General features: G+C 64.1%; 12 protein-coding genes and 1 pseudogene. 5 read left to right on the top strand and 8 right to left on the bottom strand.

Annotation, left to right across the window (positions count from 1 at the left end; translation table 11 throughout):
• Positions 1-102 precede the first annotated feature (102 nt).
• Complete coding sequence (locus tag AOG28_RS02220) at positions 103-1,215, bottom strand: DUF5924 family protein (protein WP_043335301.1); 1,113 nt, start codon at positions 1,213-1,215, stop codon at positions 103-105.
• 426 nt (positions 1,216-1,641) lie between these two features.
• Here AOG28_RS02220 and fadB point away from each other — a divergent pair.
• From fadB to AOG28_RS02205, 3 genes and pseudogenes are all read left to right on the top strand, one after another.
• Positions 1,642-3,667: pseudogene (fadB, locus tag AOG28_RS02215) on the top strand (fatty acid oxidation complex subunit alpha FadB).
• A gap of 93 nt (positions 3,668-3,760) precedes the next feature.
• On the top strand, positions 3,761-4,939 hold the full coding sequence (gene fadA / locus AOG28_RS02210; RefSeq protein WP_054555151.1) for an acetyl-CoA C-acyltransferase FadA: 1,179 nt from the start codon (positions 3,761-3,763) through the stop codon (positions 4,937-4,939).
• Between the two features lie 204 nt (positions 4,940-5,143).
• Complete coding sequence (locus AOG28_RS02205; protein ID WP_082388147.1) at positions 5,144-6,076, top strand: amidohydrolase family protein; 933 nt, start codon at positions 5,144-5,146, stop codon at positions 6,074-6,076.
• A gap of 291 nt (positions 6,077-6,367) precedes the next feature.
• Here the strand turns inward: AOG28_RS02205 and AOG28_RS02200 are convergent, their stop codons facing one another.
• The 4 genes from AOG28_RS02200 to leuS all read right to left on the bottom strand — a co-directional run bounded on the left by AOG28_RS02200 (position 6,368) and on the right by leuS (position 11,353).
• On the bottom strand, positions 6,368-6,613 hold the full coding sequence (locus tag AOG28_RS02200; RefSeq protein ID WP_054555150.1) for a hypothetical protein: 246 nt from the start codon (positions 6,611-6,613) through the stop codon (positions 6,368-6,370).
• A gap of 21 nt (positions 6,614-6,634) precedes the next feature.
• Entirely contained in the window at positions 6,635-7,693 is a 1,059-nt protein-coding gene (gene holA / locus AOG28_RS02195; RefSeq protein WP_043335288.1) for a DNA polymerase III subunit delta, read from the bottom strand.
• Between the two features lie 328 nt (positions 7,694-8,021).
• Positions 8,022-8,567 (bottom strand): LPS-assembly lipoprotein LptE, encoded by a 546-nt coding sequence (locus tag AOG28_RS02190; RefSeq protein ID WP_054555149.1) that lies wholly within the window; start codon positions 8,565-8,567, stop codon positions 8,022-8,024.
• A 185-nt stretch (positions 8,568-8,752) separates the two neighbouring features.
• Positions 8,753-11,353, bottom strand: a complete 2,601-nt coding sequence (gene leuS, locus AOG28_RS02185; RefSeq protein ID WP_054555148.1) for a leucine--tRNA ligase — start codon at positions 11,351-11,353, stop codon at positions 8,753-8,755.
• A gap of 319 nt (positions 11,354-11,672) precedes the next feature.
• Here leuS and AOG28_RS02180 point away from each other — a divergent pair, with 319 nt between their 5' ends.
• On the top strand, positions 11,673-12,353 hold the full coding sequence (locus AOG28_RS02180; RefSeq protein WP_324691608.1) for a zinc ribbon-containing protein: 681 nt from the start codon (positions 11,673-11,675) through the stop codon (positions 12,351-12,353).
• Positions 12,353-13,567, top strand: coding sequence for a tetratricopeptide repeat protein (locus AOG28_RS02175; RefSeq protein ID WP_054555147.1), 1,215 nt, complete (start codon positions 12,353-12,355; stop codon positions 13,565-13,567). The genes AOG28_RS02180 and AOG28_RS02175 overlap by 1 nt, the downstream gene beginning before the upstream one ends.
• Positions 13,568-13,691: 124 nt before the next feature.
• Here AOG28_RS02175 and AOG28_RS02170 read toward each other — a convergent pair whose 3' ends face one another.
• The 3 genes from AOG28_RS02170 to AOG28_RS02160 all read right to left on the bottom strand — a co-directional run bounded on the left by AOG28_RS02170 (position 13,692) and on the right by AOG28_RS02160 (position 17,076).
• Positions 13,692-14,444, bottom strand: a complete 753-nt coding sequence (locus tag AOG28_RS02170; RefSeq protein WP_043335281.1) for a YdcF family protein — start codon at positions 14,442-14,444, stop codon at positions 13,692-13,694.
• A gap of 119 nt (positions 14,445-14,563) precedes the next feature.
• The gene (lnt, locus tag AOG28_RS02165) at positions 14,564-16,081 is read right to left on the bottom strand and encodes an apolipoprotein N-acyltransferase (RefSeq protein WP_054555146.1); all 1,518 of its coding nucleotides are present in this window, start codon (positions 16,079-16,081) and stop codon (positions 14,564-14,566) included.
• A gap of 86 nt (positions 16,082-16,167) precedes the next feature.
• The gene (locus AOG28_RS02160; RefSeq protein WP_052384764.1) at positions 16,168-17,076 is read right to left on the bottom strand and encodes an HlyC/CorC family transporter; all 909 of its coding nucleotides are present in this window, start codon (positions 17,074-17,076) and stop codon (positions 16,168-16,170) included.
• Between the last annotated feature and the right edge of the window lie 3 nt (positions 17,077-17,079).

Below are 17,079 nucleotides of genomic sequence, written 5' to 3'. Positions count from 1 at the left end.
ATGCTAGGCAGTCTGGATAATTACAAGCCTGCGAACGAATTTTACGTCCAAGGTCGAGTAACTCAGCGTTCCCGCTTGCAAAGTGACTCATGATGGCGACTGTCACAAACCCGGAATCAGGTTGGTGATACGCCAGCCGGGGATGCCGGGTGGCTGGCTGATGGTGCTGTCGGCCAGGGTCGCCTGCTGCGGATCATCGCTGACCACGAAGCGCAGACTGCCGATGCGCTGTCCGTTCATCGTCTCGACATCGATGCGCCACTCGCCCTCGCTGCCCTGCGGGAAGGCCGTCTTGTGCGTCCAGGCGCGGTAGCCTTCGCTGCGCCCGCCGTTGATGTTCAGGGCGATGCGATCGACGACTTCGCCGTCATGCCGCCAGACGTGATAGACCTTCTCCGACAGGCCGCGCGGGGCGCGGATGGCCGTGAAGGCGTAGAGGCCTCGGGCGGAGAGTTGCGCAGGCGTCAGCTGCATCTCGCCACGCGGTGCGCGCGCCGCGGTATCGAAGTCCGGCGACAGGCTGCTGGCATTGATCCACAGCGTGGCGGGCGGAATCCAGGCGCGTGCCCCCCATGCGCCTACCCCGAGCATCACGCTGATGCCGATCATCGCCAGCCCGCCGACCACCCCACGCGCGATGCGCAGGTTGGCGACGCTGGGCAGCGCGAACAGGCTCATGGCGGCACAGGCGGCCAGCAGGCTCTCACCCGTGGTCAGTTCCAGCAGCAGAGGCAGGGTGACCAGTACCACCACGAACACGCACAGGGCGTGGAAGCCGAAGTACAGCCAGCGATGGCGCTCGGCCAGCCGGTAGTAGAAGGGATCGAGAATCGACAGCAGGGTCGCGCCGCACAGCAGCAGCGTGAAGCCCGCCTGGCCGCTGGCCCAGTCGGTGGTCGCCAGGAAGAACGGCAGCGTGAAACACAGTGTCTCCTGCTGGATCAGCTGGGCCACGAAGGTCGCCAGCTTGCGGGGCAGGGCATTCTGGCCGCGATGGCGGCGCAGACGGCTCCACAGGCCTTCGGCGATCAGGATCAACCAGGCCAGCATCATGCCCAGCGCCAGCATGCCGCCCAGCCATTGCTGACGATTGACGAGGAAGAAACTGCAGATGCCGGCGGCGAAGCCGATGGGCGGCCATAGCCAGTGCCAGCGCTTGGTGCGTTCGACAAGGCCGGTCAGGCGCAGATACAGGGCGGTGAGAGTGCTGCTCATGAAAGCATGATATCGATGAGGCCTTTGAAAGCCTGCTGGCGCGTGAGGAGGTGTCGCGGCCAGCATGCGGATTGGGAAAGCGTTCAGGGTAACGCGGCTGCCTTGTGCGGTGTAGCGTCGATCTTTGCCTACATCGGCTGTCGATGGCGTGCGCCAGTCAGCCCGGGCCAGTATACAGATGGCCCGTGACCCCCGACCTTTCGCTAATGTCCGCAGGCTTGATCTTTGCCCGTCACTGGCCCAAGCTGGCTGTATTCAAACGCTTGTATGAAGCGCTGTGATGAGAGATGACTCTCGCGCGGCGCCTCAGCCAGCGGCGAGTCCGGCGAGGCCGGTTGCCAGCGCCCTCATGGCCAACGCCCAAATGGCAGTGACCCTCGAGCGCCCGGCAGCCCCTTCACCTCTTTCTCTTGTGGAGATCCGTGGATGATCTATTCAGGCAAAACGCTAACCGTCGAGGCCAATCAGGACGCCATCGCCCTGTTGACCCTCGATCTTGAAGGCGAATCGGTCAACAAGCTGGCCAGCTACGTACTCAAGGAGCTGGGAGAGGCGGTCGAGGCCGAACATGAACATCCATGGCATCTTCAACGCCATCGAGGACCTGCCGTTCCCCACCGTCACTGCCATCAATGGGCTGGCGCTGGGCGGCGGCTGCGAGATCACCCTGACCACCGATTTCCGGGTCATGGCCGACAGCGCCAAGATCGGCCTGCCGGAAACCAAGCTCGGCATCATCCCCGGTTGGGCGGGCTGTGTACGACTGCCGCGTCTGATCGGGGCAGACAACGCCATCGAGTGGATCTGTGGTGGCACCGAGAACCGTGCCGACAAGGCGCTGGCAGTGGGCGCCGTCGATGCCGTCCTGCCGGTGGACGAGCTGGATGCGGCGGCACTCGACATTCTGGCGCGTGCCAACGCCGGTGAGCTGGACTATCAGGCGCGTCGTCTCGAGAAGACCTCGCCACTCAAGCTCAATGCCATCGAGCAGATGATGGCCTTCGAGACCGCCAAGGGCTTCGTGGCCGGCAAGGCCGGTCCGCACTATCCGGCGCCGGTGGAGGCCATCAAGGTCATCCAGAAGGGCGCGGGGGAATCGCGTGAGCGTGCCCAGGCCATCGAGGCCAAGACCTTCGCCAGGATGGCGCTGACCGACGTGGCCTTCAATCTGGTCGGCCTGTTCATGAACGATCAGGTAGTCAAGAAGAAGGCCAAGGGCTACGAGAAGCAGGCCAGCGAGATCAAGCAGGCCGCCGTGCTGGGGGCCGGCATCATGGGCGGCGGCATCGCCTATCAGAGCGCCAGCAAGGGCACGCCGATCCTGATGAAGGACATCAACGGCGAAGCCATCGAACTGGGCCTCAAGGAAGCACGCAAGCTGTTCGGCAAGGGCGTCGAGCGCGGCAAGCTGACCACCGAGAAGATGGCGCAGGGCCTGTCCAACATTCGCCCGACGCTGTCCTACGGTGACTTCGGCAATGTGGACCTGGTCGTCGAGGCGGTGGTCGAGAATCCCAAGGTCAAGGCCTCGGTGCTGGCCGAGCTCGAGGACAACGTCGCCGAGGACGCCATCCTGACCTCCAACACCTCGACCATCTCCATCACACGGCTGGCCGAATCGCTCAAGCGTCCCGAGAACTTCTGCGGCATGCACTTCTTCAACCCGGTGCACCGCATGCCGCTGGTCGAGGTCATCCGTGGCGAGAAATCCAGCGATGCGGCCATCGCCGCGACCGTCGCCTATGCCCGCCAGATGGGCAAGACGCCGATTGTCGTCAACGACTGCCCGGGCTTTCTGGTCAACCGCGTGCTGTTCCCCTACTTCGGTGGCTTCAGCCTGCTGGTCGAGAAGGGCGCCGACTATCAGCGCGTCGACAAGGTGATGGAGAAGTTCGGCTGGCCGATGGGCCCGGCCTACCTGCTGGATGTGGTCGGCATGGATACCGCGGTGCACGCCAATGCCGTGATGGCGGAAGGCTTCCCGGACCGCATGGCGCGAGACGGCAAGACCGCCATCCAGGTGATGTACGACAACCAGCGCCTCGGCCAGAAGAACGATCTGGGCTTCTACCGCTACGAGGAAGACCGCAAGGGCAAGCCGAAGAAGCTGGCGGATGATGAGGCTCAGGCACTGGTGGCCCAGGTTGTCAGCGAGACGCGCGAGTTCTCCGATGAAGACATCATCGCGCGCATGATGGTGCCGCTGTGCATGGAAACCATCCGCTGCCTGGAAGACGACATCGTCGGCAGCCCGGCCGAGGCTGACATGGCCTTGATCTACGGCATCGGCTTCCCGCCGTTCCGTGGTGGCGCGCTGCGCTATGTCGATGCCATGGGCGTGGCCGAGTTCGTCGCACTGGCCGACAGCCTGGCCGATGAGCTGGGGCCGCTGTATCGCCCGACCGAGGCGCTGCGCGAGCGCGCCAAGCGTGGCGACGCCTTCTACTCCTGAGCCTTTGATGGCTGAGCGCCCGAGTGGCCGCCAGCACTATCCGACCAGAATTTTCGGCCCTCGCGACAGCGAGGGCCATGAGGGAGCCAGACAATGAATCTGAATCCGAGAGATGTGGTAATCGTCGATGGCGTGCGTACCGCCATGGCCAAGGCCAAGAATGGCGCCTTCCGACACGTGCGCGCCGAGAATCTGTCCGCCGCGGTGATGCAGGCGCTGTTCGATCGCAATCCCGGCCTGGTGCCGGCCGAGGTCGACGACATCATCTGGGGCTGCGTCAACCAGACCCTGGAGCAGTCCATGAACATCGCGCGGAATGCCGCCATCATGACCGGCATTCCGCGCACCGTACCGGCGCAGACGGTCAACCGCCTGTGTGGTTCCTCGATGAGTGCCCTGCATATCGCCACCGCCAACATCAAGGCCGGCATGGGTGACTTCTATATCATCGGCGGTGTCGAGCACATGGAGCACGTGCCGATGGCACACGGGGTCGACGTCAACCCGGCGGCCAGCAAGCATGCGGCCAAGGCGGCAATGATGATGGGCCTGACCGCGGAACTGCTCGGCAAGATGCATGGCGTGAGTCGTGAGCAGCAGGATGAGTTCGGCGTGCGCTCTCACCAGCGTGCCCAGGCCGCCGCCGATGAAGGTCGCTTCGATGACGAGATCATCGGCGTCGAGGGCCATGATGCCGAGGGGCGTCGCGTGATGGTGACCCGCGATGAGGTCATCCGTGGCGATGCCAGCATGGAGTCCATGGGCAGCCTCAAGCCGGTGTTCGATCCCAAGGGCGGCAGCGTGACGGCGGGTACTTCCTCCGCGCTGTCAGTGGGCGCCTCGGGCATGGCGGTGATGAGTGCCGAGCGCGCCGAAGCGCTGGGCCTCAAGCCCATCGCTCGTGTGTTGTCCACTGGCGTGGCAGGCTGTGACGCCTCCATCATGGGCTACGGGCCGGTGCCGGCCTCCAAGCAGGCGCTCAAGGCGGCAGGTCTGACCATCGAGGACATCCAGACCGTCGAACTGAATGAGGCCTTCGCGGCGCAGTCGATTCCGGTACTCAAGGACCTTGGCCTGCTGGAGCGTGTCGATACGGCGGTCAACCTCAACGGCGGCGCCATCGCGCTGGGCCACCCGCTGGGTTGCTCCGGTTCGCGTATCTGCACCACGCTGCTCAACGTCATGAAGCAGCAGAACACGCGCCTGGGCCTGGCGACCATGTGCATCGGCATGGGCCAGGGCGTCGCGACCGTGTTCGAGCGACTCGACTGAACGTCAGCGCCTTCGGTCAGCGTCTTCGATAAGCGATCAGGCCCCGCCTGATACCTCAAGCGGCATGTCTTCGGACATGCCGCTTTTTCGTTGGCAGGCTTTTGTCTGGAAACGCGGAGGGCGGCGCAGTATCGTGGCAATGGGCGATCGAGCGTCACGTCGCCCCGGGCTTGATGATTGAGGTTACGCGAGGGAGTCGCATCGATGGACTGGAATCATGTCGAGCAGGATCTGCCGCGCGCCACGCCGCCCAGACCCTTGCCACACCCCCTGACCTTCCGGTTGCCGGCGGGCAGTATAGATTGTCACCTTCACCTGTTTGGTGACCCGGTGCGTTACCCATTGGCGGCGGACAGAACCTATGACCCGGCCCCCGTGGGGCTCAATGAAGCACTCGAGATGCATCATGCACTGGGCGCCAGCCATGGCGTGCTGATACAGCCCAGTGTCTATGGCTATGACAATCGCCTGCTGTGCGACAGCCTGCACAGCTGTCGTGAGCGTGGGCTGGATTACCGTGGCGTGGCGGTTGTCACCCCCGACATCAGTGATGCCGAGCTAGAGCGGCTCTCCGAGCTGGGTGTCTGTGGCGTTCGCCTCAACCTGATCTTCGCCGGCGGGTTGCGCTGGCGGGATGTGGTGCTGCTGGCGGATCGCCTGGCACGCTTCAAGTGGCACCTGGAATGTCTGATCGACGTCTCGACCTTCCGTGACATGGAAGCGCGCCTCGGCAGCTTGCCGGTGCCGGTGGTGATCGACCACATGGGCCATCTGGCGGCCACGCGTGGCCCTGAATGTCCCGGCTTTGCCGCGCTGTGTCGACTGCTCAAGCAGGGGCGCACCTGGGTCAAGCTGTCGGCGCCTTACCGACTGACCACGCGTGGTCGCTTGCCTTACTCCGATGTCACGGCGCTGGTGCGGGCGCTGGTGGCGGCCAATTCGGAGCGCGTGGTGTGGGGCAGTGACTGGCCGCATCCCTATATCGGCGTCGAGATGCCGGAAGAGGACACCCTGGCCGAGCTGATGCAGCGCTGGTTGCCGGAGCGCGAGATGCGCGAGAAGATCTTCCGCGACAATCCGCGCAAACTGTACGGCTACAAGGCGTTCGTGAAGTCCAAGGCGGATGCGGCGCACTGAGCGAAGAGTTGTCACGCTCGCAGGGCGCAATTGAGTGACGCGGCATCACTTGTATAAGCCGCAAAAGCCGCATAAGCCGAATGACAAGACGCCCCCATCAGCCTGCTGGTGGGGGCGTCTTGATGATTGGCGAAGAAAGACAAGAGGGGAGCCGAAGAGAAAGACACGAGAGAAGGCGCGCAGCGTCTAGCGCGTCTGGAAGGCCACGCGCGTGCCATGGGCCAGCAGGTTGGCATTGTCGATCGGCGTCGTGGGCAGGCCGATCATCTCATCCTGTACTTCCGCCCAGGTCTACACGCCGTGGGTCAGCCCCAGCGGCAACAGCAGGCGGCTGATCCACTGGGTGCCGGTGAAACGCAGAGACTGGCCGTTGTCATCGACCAGGCGACTGATGCCTGCGGCGTGATGCAGGCGAACCACATGAAGCCCCTGATCCAGCGTCTGCACTTCCACTGTCAGGGTATTGCCCTCGGCGAGCCACAGCCGCAGGGTCTCGACGTCGACGGCTTCGCCAAGCGTGCTGGAGGAGGTCTGCATGTGTTCTCCCGGGTGTCTGAATCACACCACCTTGTAGGCGTGAGGCAGTTCGGCCAGTGGGCCGCGTCCGCCGGCGAGCGTCAGGGCGAGATCGACCATCCCGTCCCAGATGGGCAGCGTCATCCCGCCCTTGATCGCCATGTCGAGTCGCTGCGAGAACAGCAGCAGCTTGTGCAGGCGCTTGTGGGGCAGGCGGTTGAGCGCCTGTTGATAGAAGGGGCGACGCTTGTCGAAGATCATCGGCTTCTGCGCCTTGCAGGCATGCTCGAAGCTCTGGCCTTGATCGAGGTGCTGGCGCAGCGAGAGCAGGGTGCGCAGCTCGCGGGTCAGCGCCCACAGGATCACCGGCGGCTCGACGCCTTCTCCCCGCAGCCCGAGCACGATGCGGCCACTGCGCTCGACTTCCCCCTTCAGACACGCATCGGCCAGCGTGAAGACATCATAGCGGGCATTGTCCTCGACGCCCTGGACGATGGCATTGCCATCCAGGCGTGCGCCCGGCGGGTGCAGCAGCGCCAGCTTCTGCAGCTCCTGATCCGCGGCCAGCAGGTTGCCCTCGATGCGCTCGGCCAGCAGGCGAGCGGCGTCCTGATTCAGCTCGAGGCCGTGACGACGGGCGCGATCGCGAATCCAGAAGCCGAGGCGGGAATGGTCCACCGGCCACACCGCGATGAAGACGCCGACCTTCTCCAATGCCTTGAACCACGCCGTCTGCTGCACCTTGCGATCGAGACGCGCTGCGGTGATCAGCAGGATGTCGCCATCCTTCTCGATGCGCTCGGCGTAGGCCTTGAGGACCTTGCTGCCTTCCTGGCCGGCACTCTGGGTGCCCATGCGCAGCTCGATCAGCTTGCGCGAGGCGAACAGAGACATGCTGGCGGCAGACTCGGTCAAACGGCCCCACTGAAAGCCGTTCTCGACATGCAGTACCTCGCGCTCCTCGACACCGGCAGCGCGTGCCGCACGTCGGATGGCGTCGCAGCTTTCCTGGTGAATCAGTGGCTCATCACCGGCCACGATATAGACGGGAGACAGGCGCTTGTTGAGCTGCTCGTCGAGCTTGTCGGGATAGACCTTCATGAATGTCCTTCGATACTGCGCGGGTCTGGTGGGCAAGTACGCCTAAGGCTCGGGCGGCCAGTCACGAGCAGGGTGCTAGCCCCGGCGTGATGGTGGCCCTGAACAGGCACGGCCCCATGATGATCGGTTGCCCGATATCGTGGAGCCGTGCCTGGCGAACGTTGCGACTTCCAATCTCTACCAACTGCTGCCTGCTTCCTTCCACTTCTCCCGGCTTCGCCTGTCGTCAATCGGCTTGTCGTCAATCGTCTGGCCTTTCAGCACTCATGGATCACGACTCATGACTCATGACTTAGGAGCGGGGCGCCTCAGTGCGGGAGCGTGGAGCTCAGGGCTTGATCGCGCGCAGGCGCTCCAGCAACTGACGGCTCAGGTCACGATTGACTTCCCTGGCTGCGCGCTCGCGCAGGTCATCGGTGTTGAGCAGGTCGTCATCGTTGGTGTAGTAGAGGCTGCTGGCCTGCAGCTCCTGCTGGTTGGCCAGGTAGGCCCCATCGGACTTGCGCTGCAGCGAGTAGGTCAGGCGATAGGTCAGCTCACGCTTGATGCTGCCGGCATCGCCGTAGGTGATCTGCTGCACGTTCTCACGAACCTTGCCCAGGTTGAGGGTCAGCGGGGCGCTGTCGCTCAACTGGACGTCGGCACGCTCGAGAGCGTCGCGCAGGGCGTCGTGGGTCTTGGTGATCGGTGCCTGGACGTCCAGCTCGGTGATGGCCATCGGCGCATCGTTCACGCCGCGCAGCTGGAAGCCGCAGCCGCTCAGCGTCAGCGCCAGGCCGACGCCGAGGGCGGCCAGCACACGACGGCGGCCGAGGCTGCGGGATGCACGCTCTGATGTGTCTGCTGAAACACTGGAAGACTTCGCTTGCGTCACCGTGACCTCCTGTCATGAACGGGTGTCATGAATATCTTGCGAGAGCGCTGCGTGGTGCCTGTCAGCATCACGCAGCGCACGGAATATGGCCGTCAGAGACCGACATCCTTCCAGCTGCCTGTCGGCCTCTGACGGGACCGGCGACTCGGGCCGCCGGTATCTTGCTCTGCCTGGTCGGGTCGCTATCAGTTGGCGACGATATTGACCAGCTTGCCCGGCACCACGATCACCTTGCGCACCGTCTTGCCATCGGTGTGCTTGGTGACATTGGCATCTGCCAGCGCCGCGGCTTCGATGGCATCGCGATCGGCATCGGCGGCGAAGGACAGACGCGCACGCAGCTTGCCGTTGACCTGCACGACCAGTTCGATGCTGTCCTTCTTCATCGCTTCGGCATCGGCGGCCGGCCAGCTGGCGTCGATCACGGCTTCGTCGTGGCCCAGTGTCGCCCACAGCGAGTGGCTGGCATGCGGGATGATCGGCGACAGCAGCAGCACGCAGGCCTCGACGGCTTCACGGCTGACGGCCAGGCCCTGCTCGGAGGTGTCCTCGAAGCGGCTGATGGCGTTGACCAGCTCCATCACGGCCGCGATGGCGGTGTTGAAGGTGGTGCGGCGGCCGATGTCGTCGCTGCACTTGGCGATGGTCTCGTGTGTCTTGCGACGCAGTGCCTTCTGATCTTCGTTCAGGGCAGTCACGTCCAGCGCGCCCGGAGTGCCGGCGGCGACATGCTCGTGGACTAGACGCCAGACGCGCTTGACGAAGCGGTGTGCGCCCTCGACACCGGAATCGGACCATTCCAGCGACTGCTCCGGCGGCGCGGCGAACATCATGAACAGGCGCACGGTGTCGGCACCGAAGCGATCGATCATTGACTGCGGGTCCACGCCGTTGTTCTTGGACTTGGACATCTTCTCGGTGCCACCGATTTCCACCGGCAGACCATCGGACTTCAGCACGGCCTTGATGGCGCGGCCCTTGTCATCGGTCTCGACGTCCACATCCAGCGGGTTGAACCAGTCACGGCCGCCCTTGGCGTTGATGCGGTAGTAGGTGTCCGCGATCACCATGCCCTGGGTCAGCAGCTGCTTGAACGGCTCGTCGCTGTCGACCAGGCCGAAGTCACGCATCAGCTTGTGGAAGAAGCGCGAGTAGAGCAGGTGCAGGATGGCGTGCTCGATGCCGCCGATGTAGTAATCGACCGGCAGCCAGTAGTTGGCGCGCTCGTCCAGCATGGCATCGGCGTTGTCCGCACAGCAGAAGCGCGCGTAGTACCAGGAGGACTCCATGAAGGTGTCGAAGGTATCGGTCTCGCGCTGCCAGCCATCGCCCAGGTCACTGAAGGACGGCATCTTCTTGATCGGCGAGCCACCAGAGGCGTCGAATTCGACTTCCAGCGGCAGAGCGACCGGCAGTTCGTCGTCGGTCAGCGGGATGGATTCACCGTTCGGGCCATTCTTGACCGGAATCGGCGCGCCCCAGTAGCGCTGACGGGAGACGCCCCAGTCGCGCAGACGGAAGTTGGTCTTGACCTCACCACGGCCTTGCTCGACCAGGCGCGCGGCGATGGCATCGAAGGCGCTCTCGAAGTCGAGGCCATCGAAGTCGCCGGAGTTGATCAGCACGCCGTGCTCGGTGAAGGCGGCTTCGCTGACGTCAGGCGCATTGCCGTCGGCATCGGCGATCACGGCTTCGATCGGCAGGTCGTACTTGGTGGCGAATTCGTGGTCACGCTCGTCGTGGGCCGGCACGGCCATCACGGCACCGGTGCCGTATTCCATCAGCACGAAGTTGGCGACGAAGACCGGCACTTCACGGCCGGTCAGCGGGTGGATGGCCTTGAAGCCGGTATCCATGCCGCGTTTTTCCATGGTCGCCATGTCGGCTTCGCTGGTGCCGCCACGCGCGCACTCGGCGTTGAACTCGGCAAGCTCGGCATTGTGCTCCGCCGCGGCCTTGGCCAGCGGGTGAGCGGCGGCGACGCCGACGTAGGTCACGCCCATCAGGGTGTCCGGACGGGTGGTGAAGACGGTCAGGGATTCCTGCACCTGGCTGGCCTTGGCATCGAGGCCGAAGCTCAGCTCGACACCGCGCGACTTGCCGATCCAGTTGCGCTGCATGGTCTTGACCTGCTCCGGCCACTCGACCTTGTCGAGGTCGGCCAGCAGCTCTTCGGCGTAATCGGTGATGCGCAGGAACCACTGCGGGATTTCCTTGCGCTCGATCAGCGCGCCGGAACGCCAGCCACGGCCGTCGATGACCTGCTCATTGGCGAGCACGGTCTGGTCCGCCGGGTCCCAGTTGACGATGGAACTCTTCTTGTAGACGACACCCTTCTCGACCAGCTTGGCGAAGAACCACTGCTCCCAGCGATAGTATTCCAGGTCGCAGGTGGCGAACTCACGGCTCCAGTCGTAGGCGAAGCCCAGCGCCTTGAGCTGATCGCGCATGTAGGCGATGTTCTCGTGGGTCCACTTGCCCGGCGCGACGTTGTTCTTCATCGCGGCGTTTTCCGCCGGCAGGCCGAAGGCGTCCCAGCCCATCGGCTGCATGACGTTCTTGCCCTGCATGCGCTGGAAGCGCGAGATCACGTCACCGATGGTGTAGTTGCGCACGTGACCCATGTGCAGCTTGCCGCTGGGGTAGGGGAACATCGACAGGCAGTAGAACTTCTCGCGGTTGGCATCTTCCACCGCCTTGAAACACTGATTTTTCTCCCAGTACTGCTGGGCAGCCTGTTCGATCTGATCGGGAGCGTACTGTTGAGAAGTATCCTGTGAATCCATCGGGTCCGTCACTACCTTGGCATTGGCCGCTACCCGTCACCAGGGACAGGCAGGGCGTGAAGAGGTGGGCGGTCACATCGGGATGGGCCGCCGCTGTCTGCGATGGGGTCAAGTCTACCCCAGACGCCAGGACTCAGGTAGGGGAGGCGAGCCCTGTGGCGCCAGGCGAATGCGCTTCATGCTGCCAGTGTCACGCCCTTGATACGTGTCAGGGAGTGGAAGAGTGTGGCTTGTGTCGCAACGCCAACGCCACCATGCTGAAGGTAGAGCGCCATGCCCTCCCGCAGTACGGGAGAAGGTGAAGACACAAGGAGAGTCCATGAGCCAACCACGTGAACCCCGCGATCCCCATGAGCCGATCAGCGCCACGGATCGTGATACGGCTGCCACGTCCTCGCACGACAGTGGCTTTGAAGATACGCCGATGCCCTCGCGCTCAGCCTCCAGTCAGCCGCAGGGCGAAGGTGAAGGACGTCTCGGCGATGCCTATGGGCGAATCCTGACGCGGCTGGAAGACAGCAGCGGTGAGCTGTCGTGGGATGGCCTCAAGGCCGAGCTGGATGAAGCGGTCAAGTTCGAGGCCGAGGTCGAGGAATTCACGCTCGACGAGCTGGCGCTGCTGCGTGCCTGGGTCGAGCGTGACATGCGCGAATTCCGCCGCCATCTGGCGACCGGTGGAGAAGGGATCGCCAGCTGGCTGGGGATCGATCTCTCGGTGCTGTCGCGCAGTGTCAGTTCCGCGCTGATGTCGATCGCGGACCGCACCGTGGTGGACCGCGCCCACTTCGAGGAAGACCTCGAGGCCGCGCGCGCCGACTACACCAGCGGCGAGGTCATCGCGCCGGGGCTATTGCATTGCGTGCACTGCGAGTCGACCACCACGCTCACGCGGCCCAGCGTGCTGGAACCCTGCCATGCCTGTGGACATCGATTCTTCTCGCGTGGTGCGCCGCCCGTCACTCGTCAGCCTCCCGCGGCCGATGAGAGTGATCAGGGCTGATGGCGACACCGTCAGACTGGTTCGCCCCGGCGCATGCCACCTGGAGCGCCGGTCAGCGCCACAAGGCGTTGCAACAGCTGATCGAGCACTTCAATCAGCGCCCGCGTCCACGTGAGGCGGGCCTCTTCAAGCAGATCTCCTATTACCTGTTTCTGCTCGCGGATTATCGCTCGGCCAGCCAGATTCTGGCCCAGGGGCATGTGGAGTGTCCTGCCGATGAAGAGATCGCGCTCAATCAGGTGGTGTGTCTGTCGCGCGCCAATGATGCCGCCGGCTCGCTGGCGGCCGGTGAGGCATTGGCCGCACGAGGCTGTCTCAATCCGGTGCTGTTCGACTCGCTGGCCAGCAGTGCGGCCAGACTCAAGCGCCATGACGAGGCACGCGAGCATGGCAGTCGCGCCTTGGCGCTCAAGGACGAGCAGCATGGGGGCCTGGCGTTGGCGAAGGGCTGGCGACTGCCCGCTGAATCCCCCTCGGCAGTCGCCGCCGGCAAGACGCGTGTGCTGTCCTTCGGCCTCTGGGGCAAGGGGCCGCGCTACTTGAACGGCATGCTGCATAACCTGCTGTTGGCGCCGGTGCTGTATCCGGGGTGGCGGGTTCGGCTCTATCACGATGACAGCGTGCCCGATGATTTCCTGGCCCTGGCGCGGGAACTGGACGCCGAGCTGATCGAGCGTCCCTCCAGTGACACTCTGAGACAGCGGCTGTGTTGGCGCTTCGCGGTCGCCGATGACCCGACGGTGGGCTACTTCGTGGTTCGCGACTGCGACAGCGTCATCAGCCTGCGCGAAGTGCGCGCGGTGCAGATGTGGCTGACGTCCGGGCGCTTCTTCCATGTCATGCGTGACTGGTGGAGTCATACCGATCTGGTGTTGGCGGGGCTGTGGGGCGGGGTGGCCGGTGTCCTGCCTTCGCTCGAGACATTGCTGGCCCAATGGCAGCCACAGCATGTCGAGACGCCGAATATCGATCAGTGGTTCATGAAGGAATGCGTGTGGCGCTACCTGCGCGAAAGCCTGGTCAGCCACGACCGGTGTTACTCGCTGCAGATCAAGGGTCGCGACAGCCTGAAGTTCCCGGACGACGTGCTGGGAGAAGCGCCTGGCGGCACGGCGCATGTCGGCAGTGACGAGTGGACGCGCGATCGCGCCTTCCAGCTCCGCCAGCTGGGGCCATGGCTCAAGGAGGCCAGCTGGATGCGTGACAGCGAATGAACACAATCCCCAGATAAGCTCCTGATTAGCGGGTTATATAGACACACGAAGGGCTGCCCATGGGCAGCCCTTCGTGTGTCTTGCCAGCAGTCCTTCGCTGGTCTTGGCGGCAGTGCTGTCGGGTCTAGCGACCCACCAGCCAGCCGATCCATTCATGCAGTGCCCAGCGTGACTGGGTCAGCGCGGAGCTGTTGGGAATCCAGGCATCGATGCCCAGTCCGGAGACCGTGGTGTAGCCCACCGGCGCCGGGATGATGGTGCGGAAGCCCTGGTTCTGGAAGTTGCGCATCGCGCGCGGCATGTGCCAAGCGCTGGTCACCAGCACGATCTTGTTGATGTCGTCCTGCTCGAGCATCTCACGCGTGAAGAGCGCATTCTGCTGGGTGTTCTCGCTGCGATTCTCCAGCCAGCGCGCCGGGTAGTCGAATTCATCGATCAGCGAGCGCTGCATCAGCTCGGCGAGGGTGCCGTCATCGGAGGACGATACCTTGCCACCGGTGAGCAGAATCGGCAGCTCCGCGTTGCGGGCTACGCGGACGCCTTCGTCCAGGCGGCTGAGCGTCTCACCATTGATGCGATCGCGGCCTTGCAGCTCCGGGGCGTCGTAGTAGCGTCCGCCGGAAAGCACGACCACGGCCTGCGCCTGGATCCACTCTGCCGGCTCACTGGGCTGAATGCGCTCCAGCCCTGACATCAGGCGCGTGGAGACGACCGGTGAGGACAGCAGCCACATGCCCAGAATGGCCACGACCATCATGGCGCGTGCCAGGCCCGGCCAGCGCTTGAGCACGAGCATGGCCAGGAACAGCAGCAGGAGAGGCCCGCCGGGCGGCAATACCAGGTCCTTGATGATGCCGAGTAACTCGGTGATGCCCATTGTGGTCTCGCTTGTGCAGAGGCAGTGCCGGGCATCGGCCCGGCAGCGGGTAAGGTTGAGCGTTCAAGCGTCTGAGGTCCAGGGGACTCACACGTTCTGGCCCTCAGACGTTCTGGCCCTCAGGCGTCCTGCGGGCGTTGACGGCGCGACTTGAGGCATTCGTTGATGCCCAGCACAAGGCCCGGCGCCAGCAGCAGCGCGATCAGGATCCACACCGGCAGCAGGCCGTAGTGCATCCAGGGCGTCATGCCCAGCTGCAGTCGGATATCGCCAGTGACGGTGGCCTCCTCGAACTGGGGTGCCTGGGCGATGATCTCACCCTGCGGCGAGATGATCGCCGTCACGCCATTGCTGGTGGCCCGCAGCAGATAGCGGCCGTTTTCCAGCGCGCGCAGCTGAGCCATCTGCAGGTGCTGCAGCGGGCCGATGGAGTGACCGAACCAGGTGTCATTGGAGACGGTCAGCAGCACGGTAGAGCTCAAGGCGCGCTGGCGGACCAGCTCCGGATAGACGATCTCGTAGCAGATCGCCACGCCGATGCGCAGACCGCTGACCATCAGTGGCGGCTGCTGGCTGTCGCCCGACTGCATGCTCGACATCGGCAGATCCAGGAAACCGATGATGCCCCGCAACCAGCTTTCCAGCGGCACATACTCGCCGAAGGGCACCAGGTGCTCCTTGCGATACTGGGCCGACGGGTCATCGATGGGAATCACGCTGTTGTAGAAGCGATTGTCGGCGTCACGCTCGACGATCCCGGTGATCAGACCGGTCTTGGGCGGCAGAGTTGCCTGGATGCGCTCAAGGAAGGGCTCGGCCTGGTCGCGCAGCATCGGCAGTGCCGTTTCCGGCCAGACGATCAGGTCGGCATCGTCCTGCACGGCGCGCGTCATCGCGGCGTAGGTATTGGCCGCACGACGCTGCCCTTCGGCGCTCCACTTGATCAACTGCGGCAGGTTGCCTTGCAGCAGGGCGACGCGTGCCGGCTGGCCGCCGGACTGTGTCCAGCCGGTCGGCAGCAGCAGTCCCGCGCTCCACAGCACGAGCAGCGGCGCGATCGCCCACCAGCGGCGACGCAGCGCCAGATTCCACAGCAGCGCCCCGGACAGCGCGATGATCAGCGAGATACCGTAGACGCCAAGCACCGGCACCCAGCTGGCCAGCGGCGAGCCCACGGCACTGTTGCCCAGCAGCAGCCACGGGAAGCCGGTGAAGGCCCAGGTACGGAACAGCTCGCTGAGCACGAATACCGCGGCGAATGACAGCACATCGAGCTTGCGTGAGCAGAAGCGCTGCCACAGGCCCATCCACAGCATCGGGAACAGCGCCATGCAGGCCACGAACAGCATCGTCAGCAGCACTGCCAGCGGCATGCCGGTATAGCCATAATCATGGATCGAGACGTAGACCCAGCTGGCCCCGCTGCCGAACAGGCCGACCCCGAACCACCAGGCGCGCAGGAAGCCACCACCTTCCATGCGCAGCGCCCCGTAGAGCAGGCCTGCGCCGATCGGGCCCAGCCACCACTGCTCGAAGGGGGCAAAGCTCAGGGTGACCAGTACCCCGGCAATGATCGCCAGTACATTGGCCAGCAACGAGGCGCCCGGGAAGCTCCTCGCGCGGGGGGAATCTGACATGCCGCTCTCCTTGTAAAATGCCAGACACATCGGCGGATGTGTCTGGCATTGTCCTCTATCGGGTCAGCCTGTTATCAGGCCATGAATCACTCGCCGCTGATGTGCGCACGATGCTCGGCCGAGGGCGGCGCGTCACCGGTGGCATCTTCCAGACGACATACCTGTACCTGACGAATGCGACGATTGTCCGCATTGAGCACCGTGAAACGCCAGCCGGCGAAATCGGTGGATTCCTGACGGCGCGGCATGTGACCGAAGCGCTGGATCATCAGACCGCCGATGGTGTCGAATTCCTCATCGGAGAAGTCGGTATCGAAATGCTCGTTGAAGTCATCGATGGTGGTCAGCGCGCTGACGGCGAATTGGCCATCGCCCAGCTCGCGGATGTCCTCATCCTCATCGGTGTCGTGCTCATCTTCGATATCCCCGACGATCTGCTCGAGGATATCCTCGATGGTGACAAGGCCTGCCGTGCCGCCGTACTCGTCGATGACCACCGCCATGTGATTGCGGGTCTCGCGGAATTCCTTGAGCAGGCTGTTGAGGCGCTTGGATTCGGGGATGAACATCGCCGGACGGATCGCTTCGCGCAGATCGAAGCGCTTGCGCTCGCTGTCATTTTGCAGAATCAGCGGCAGCAGGTCCTTGGCCAGCAGGATGCCGAGCACCTCGTCGAGGTTCTCGTCGATGACGGGATAGCGGGAGTGAGCCGATTCGAGAATCAGCGGCAGGTACTCCTCCGGGCGCTGATCGACCTGAATGGCCTGCACCTGGGAGCGGGGGATCATCACCTCGCGCACCTGCTGGTCGCTGATTTCCAGCGCGCCTTCGATGATGGCGATGGCGTCCTGATCGAGGTTGAGGCGTGGGCCTACCTCAGCCAGAAACTGGAGCAGCTCGCTACGGGAGCTGGGTTCGTCGGTGTCGCTTGAGAAGGCGCCGAACAGCTTATCGAGCCAGGTTTTCGATTGGCTTCCCGATCGGTCTTCGCTCATGCG

It is taken from the genome of Cobetia sp. UCD-24C (genome assembly GCF_001306765.1).
Lineage (GTDB): Bacteria > Pseudomonadota > Gammaproteobacteria > Pseudomonadales > Halomonadaceae > Cobetia > Cobetia amphilecti.
Note: the sequence above shows the minus strand (reverse complement) of the source record. Positions and strands in the feature narration are given on the sequence as shown.

Coding starts and splice junctions, on each gene's coding strand:
- AOG28_RS02220 (WP_043335301.1), bottom strand. CDS start 1,215: ATGAGCAGCACTCTCACCGCCCTGTATCTGCGCCTGACCGGCCTTGTC.
- fadA (WP_054555151.1), top strand. CDS start 3,761: ATGAATCTGAATCCGAGAGATGTGGTAATCGTCGATGGCGTGCGTACC.
- AOG28_RS02205 (WP_082388147.1), top strand. CDS start 5,144: ATGGACTGGAATCATGTCGAGCAGGATCTGCCGCGCGCCACGCCGCCC.
- AOG28_RS02200 (WP_054555150.1), bottom strand. CDS start 6,613: ATGCAGACCTCCTCCAGCACGCTTGGCGAAGCCGTCGACGTCGAGACC.
- holA (WP_043335288.1), bottom strand. CDS start 7,693: ATGAAGGTCTATCCCGACAAGCTCGACGAGCAGCTCAACAAGCGCCTG.
- leuS (WP_054555148.1), bottom strand. CDS start 11,353: ATGGATTCACAGGATACTTCTCAACAGTACGCTCCCGATCAGATCGAA.
- AOG28_RS02180 (WP_324691608.1), top strand. CDS start 11,673: ATGAGCCAACCACGTGAACCCCGCGATCCCCATGAGCCGATCAGCGCC.
- AOG28_RS02175 (WP_054555147.1), top strand. CDS start 12,353: ATGGCGACACCGTCAGACTGGTTCGCCCCGGCGCATGCCACCTGGAGC.
- AOG28_RS02170 (WP_043335281.1), bottom strand. CDS start 14,444: ATGGGCATCACCGAGTTACTCGGCATCATCAAGGACCTGGTATTGCCG.
- lnt (WP_054555146.1), bottom strand. CDS start 16,081: ATGTCAGATTCCCCCCGCGCGAGGAGCTTCCCGGGCGCCTCGTTGCTG.
- AOG28_RS02160 (WP_052384764.1), bottom strand. CDS start 17,076: ATGAGCGAAGACCGATCGGGAAGCCAATCGAAAACCTGGCTCGATAAG.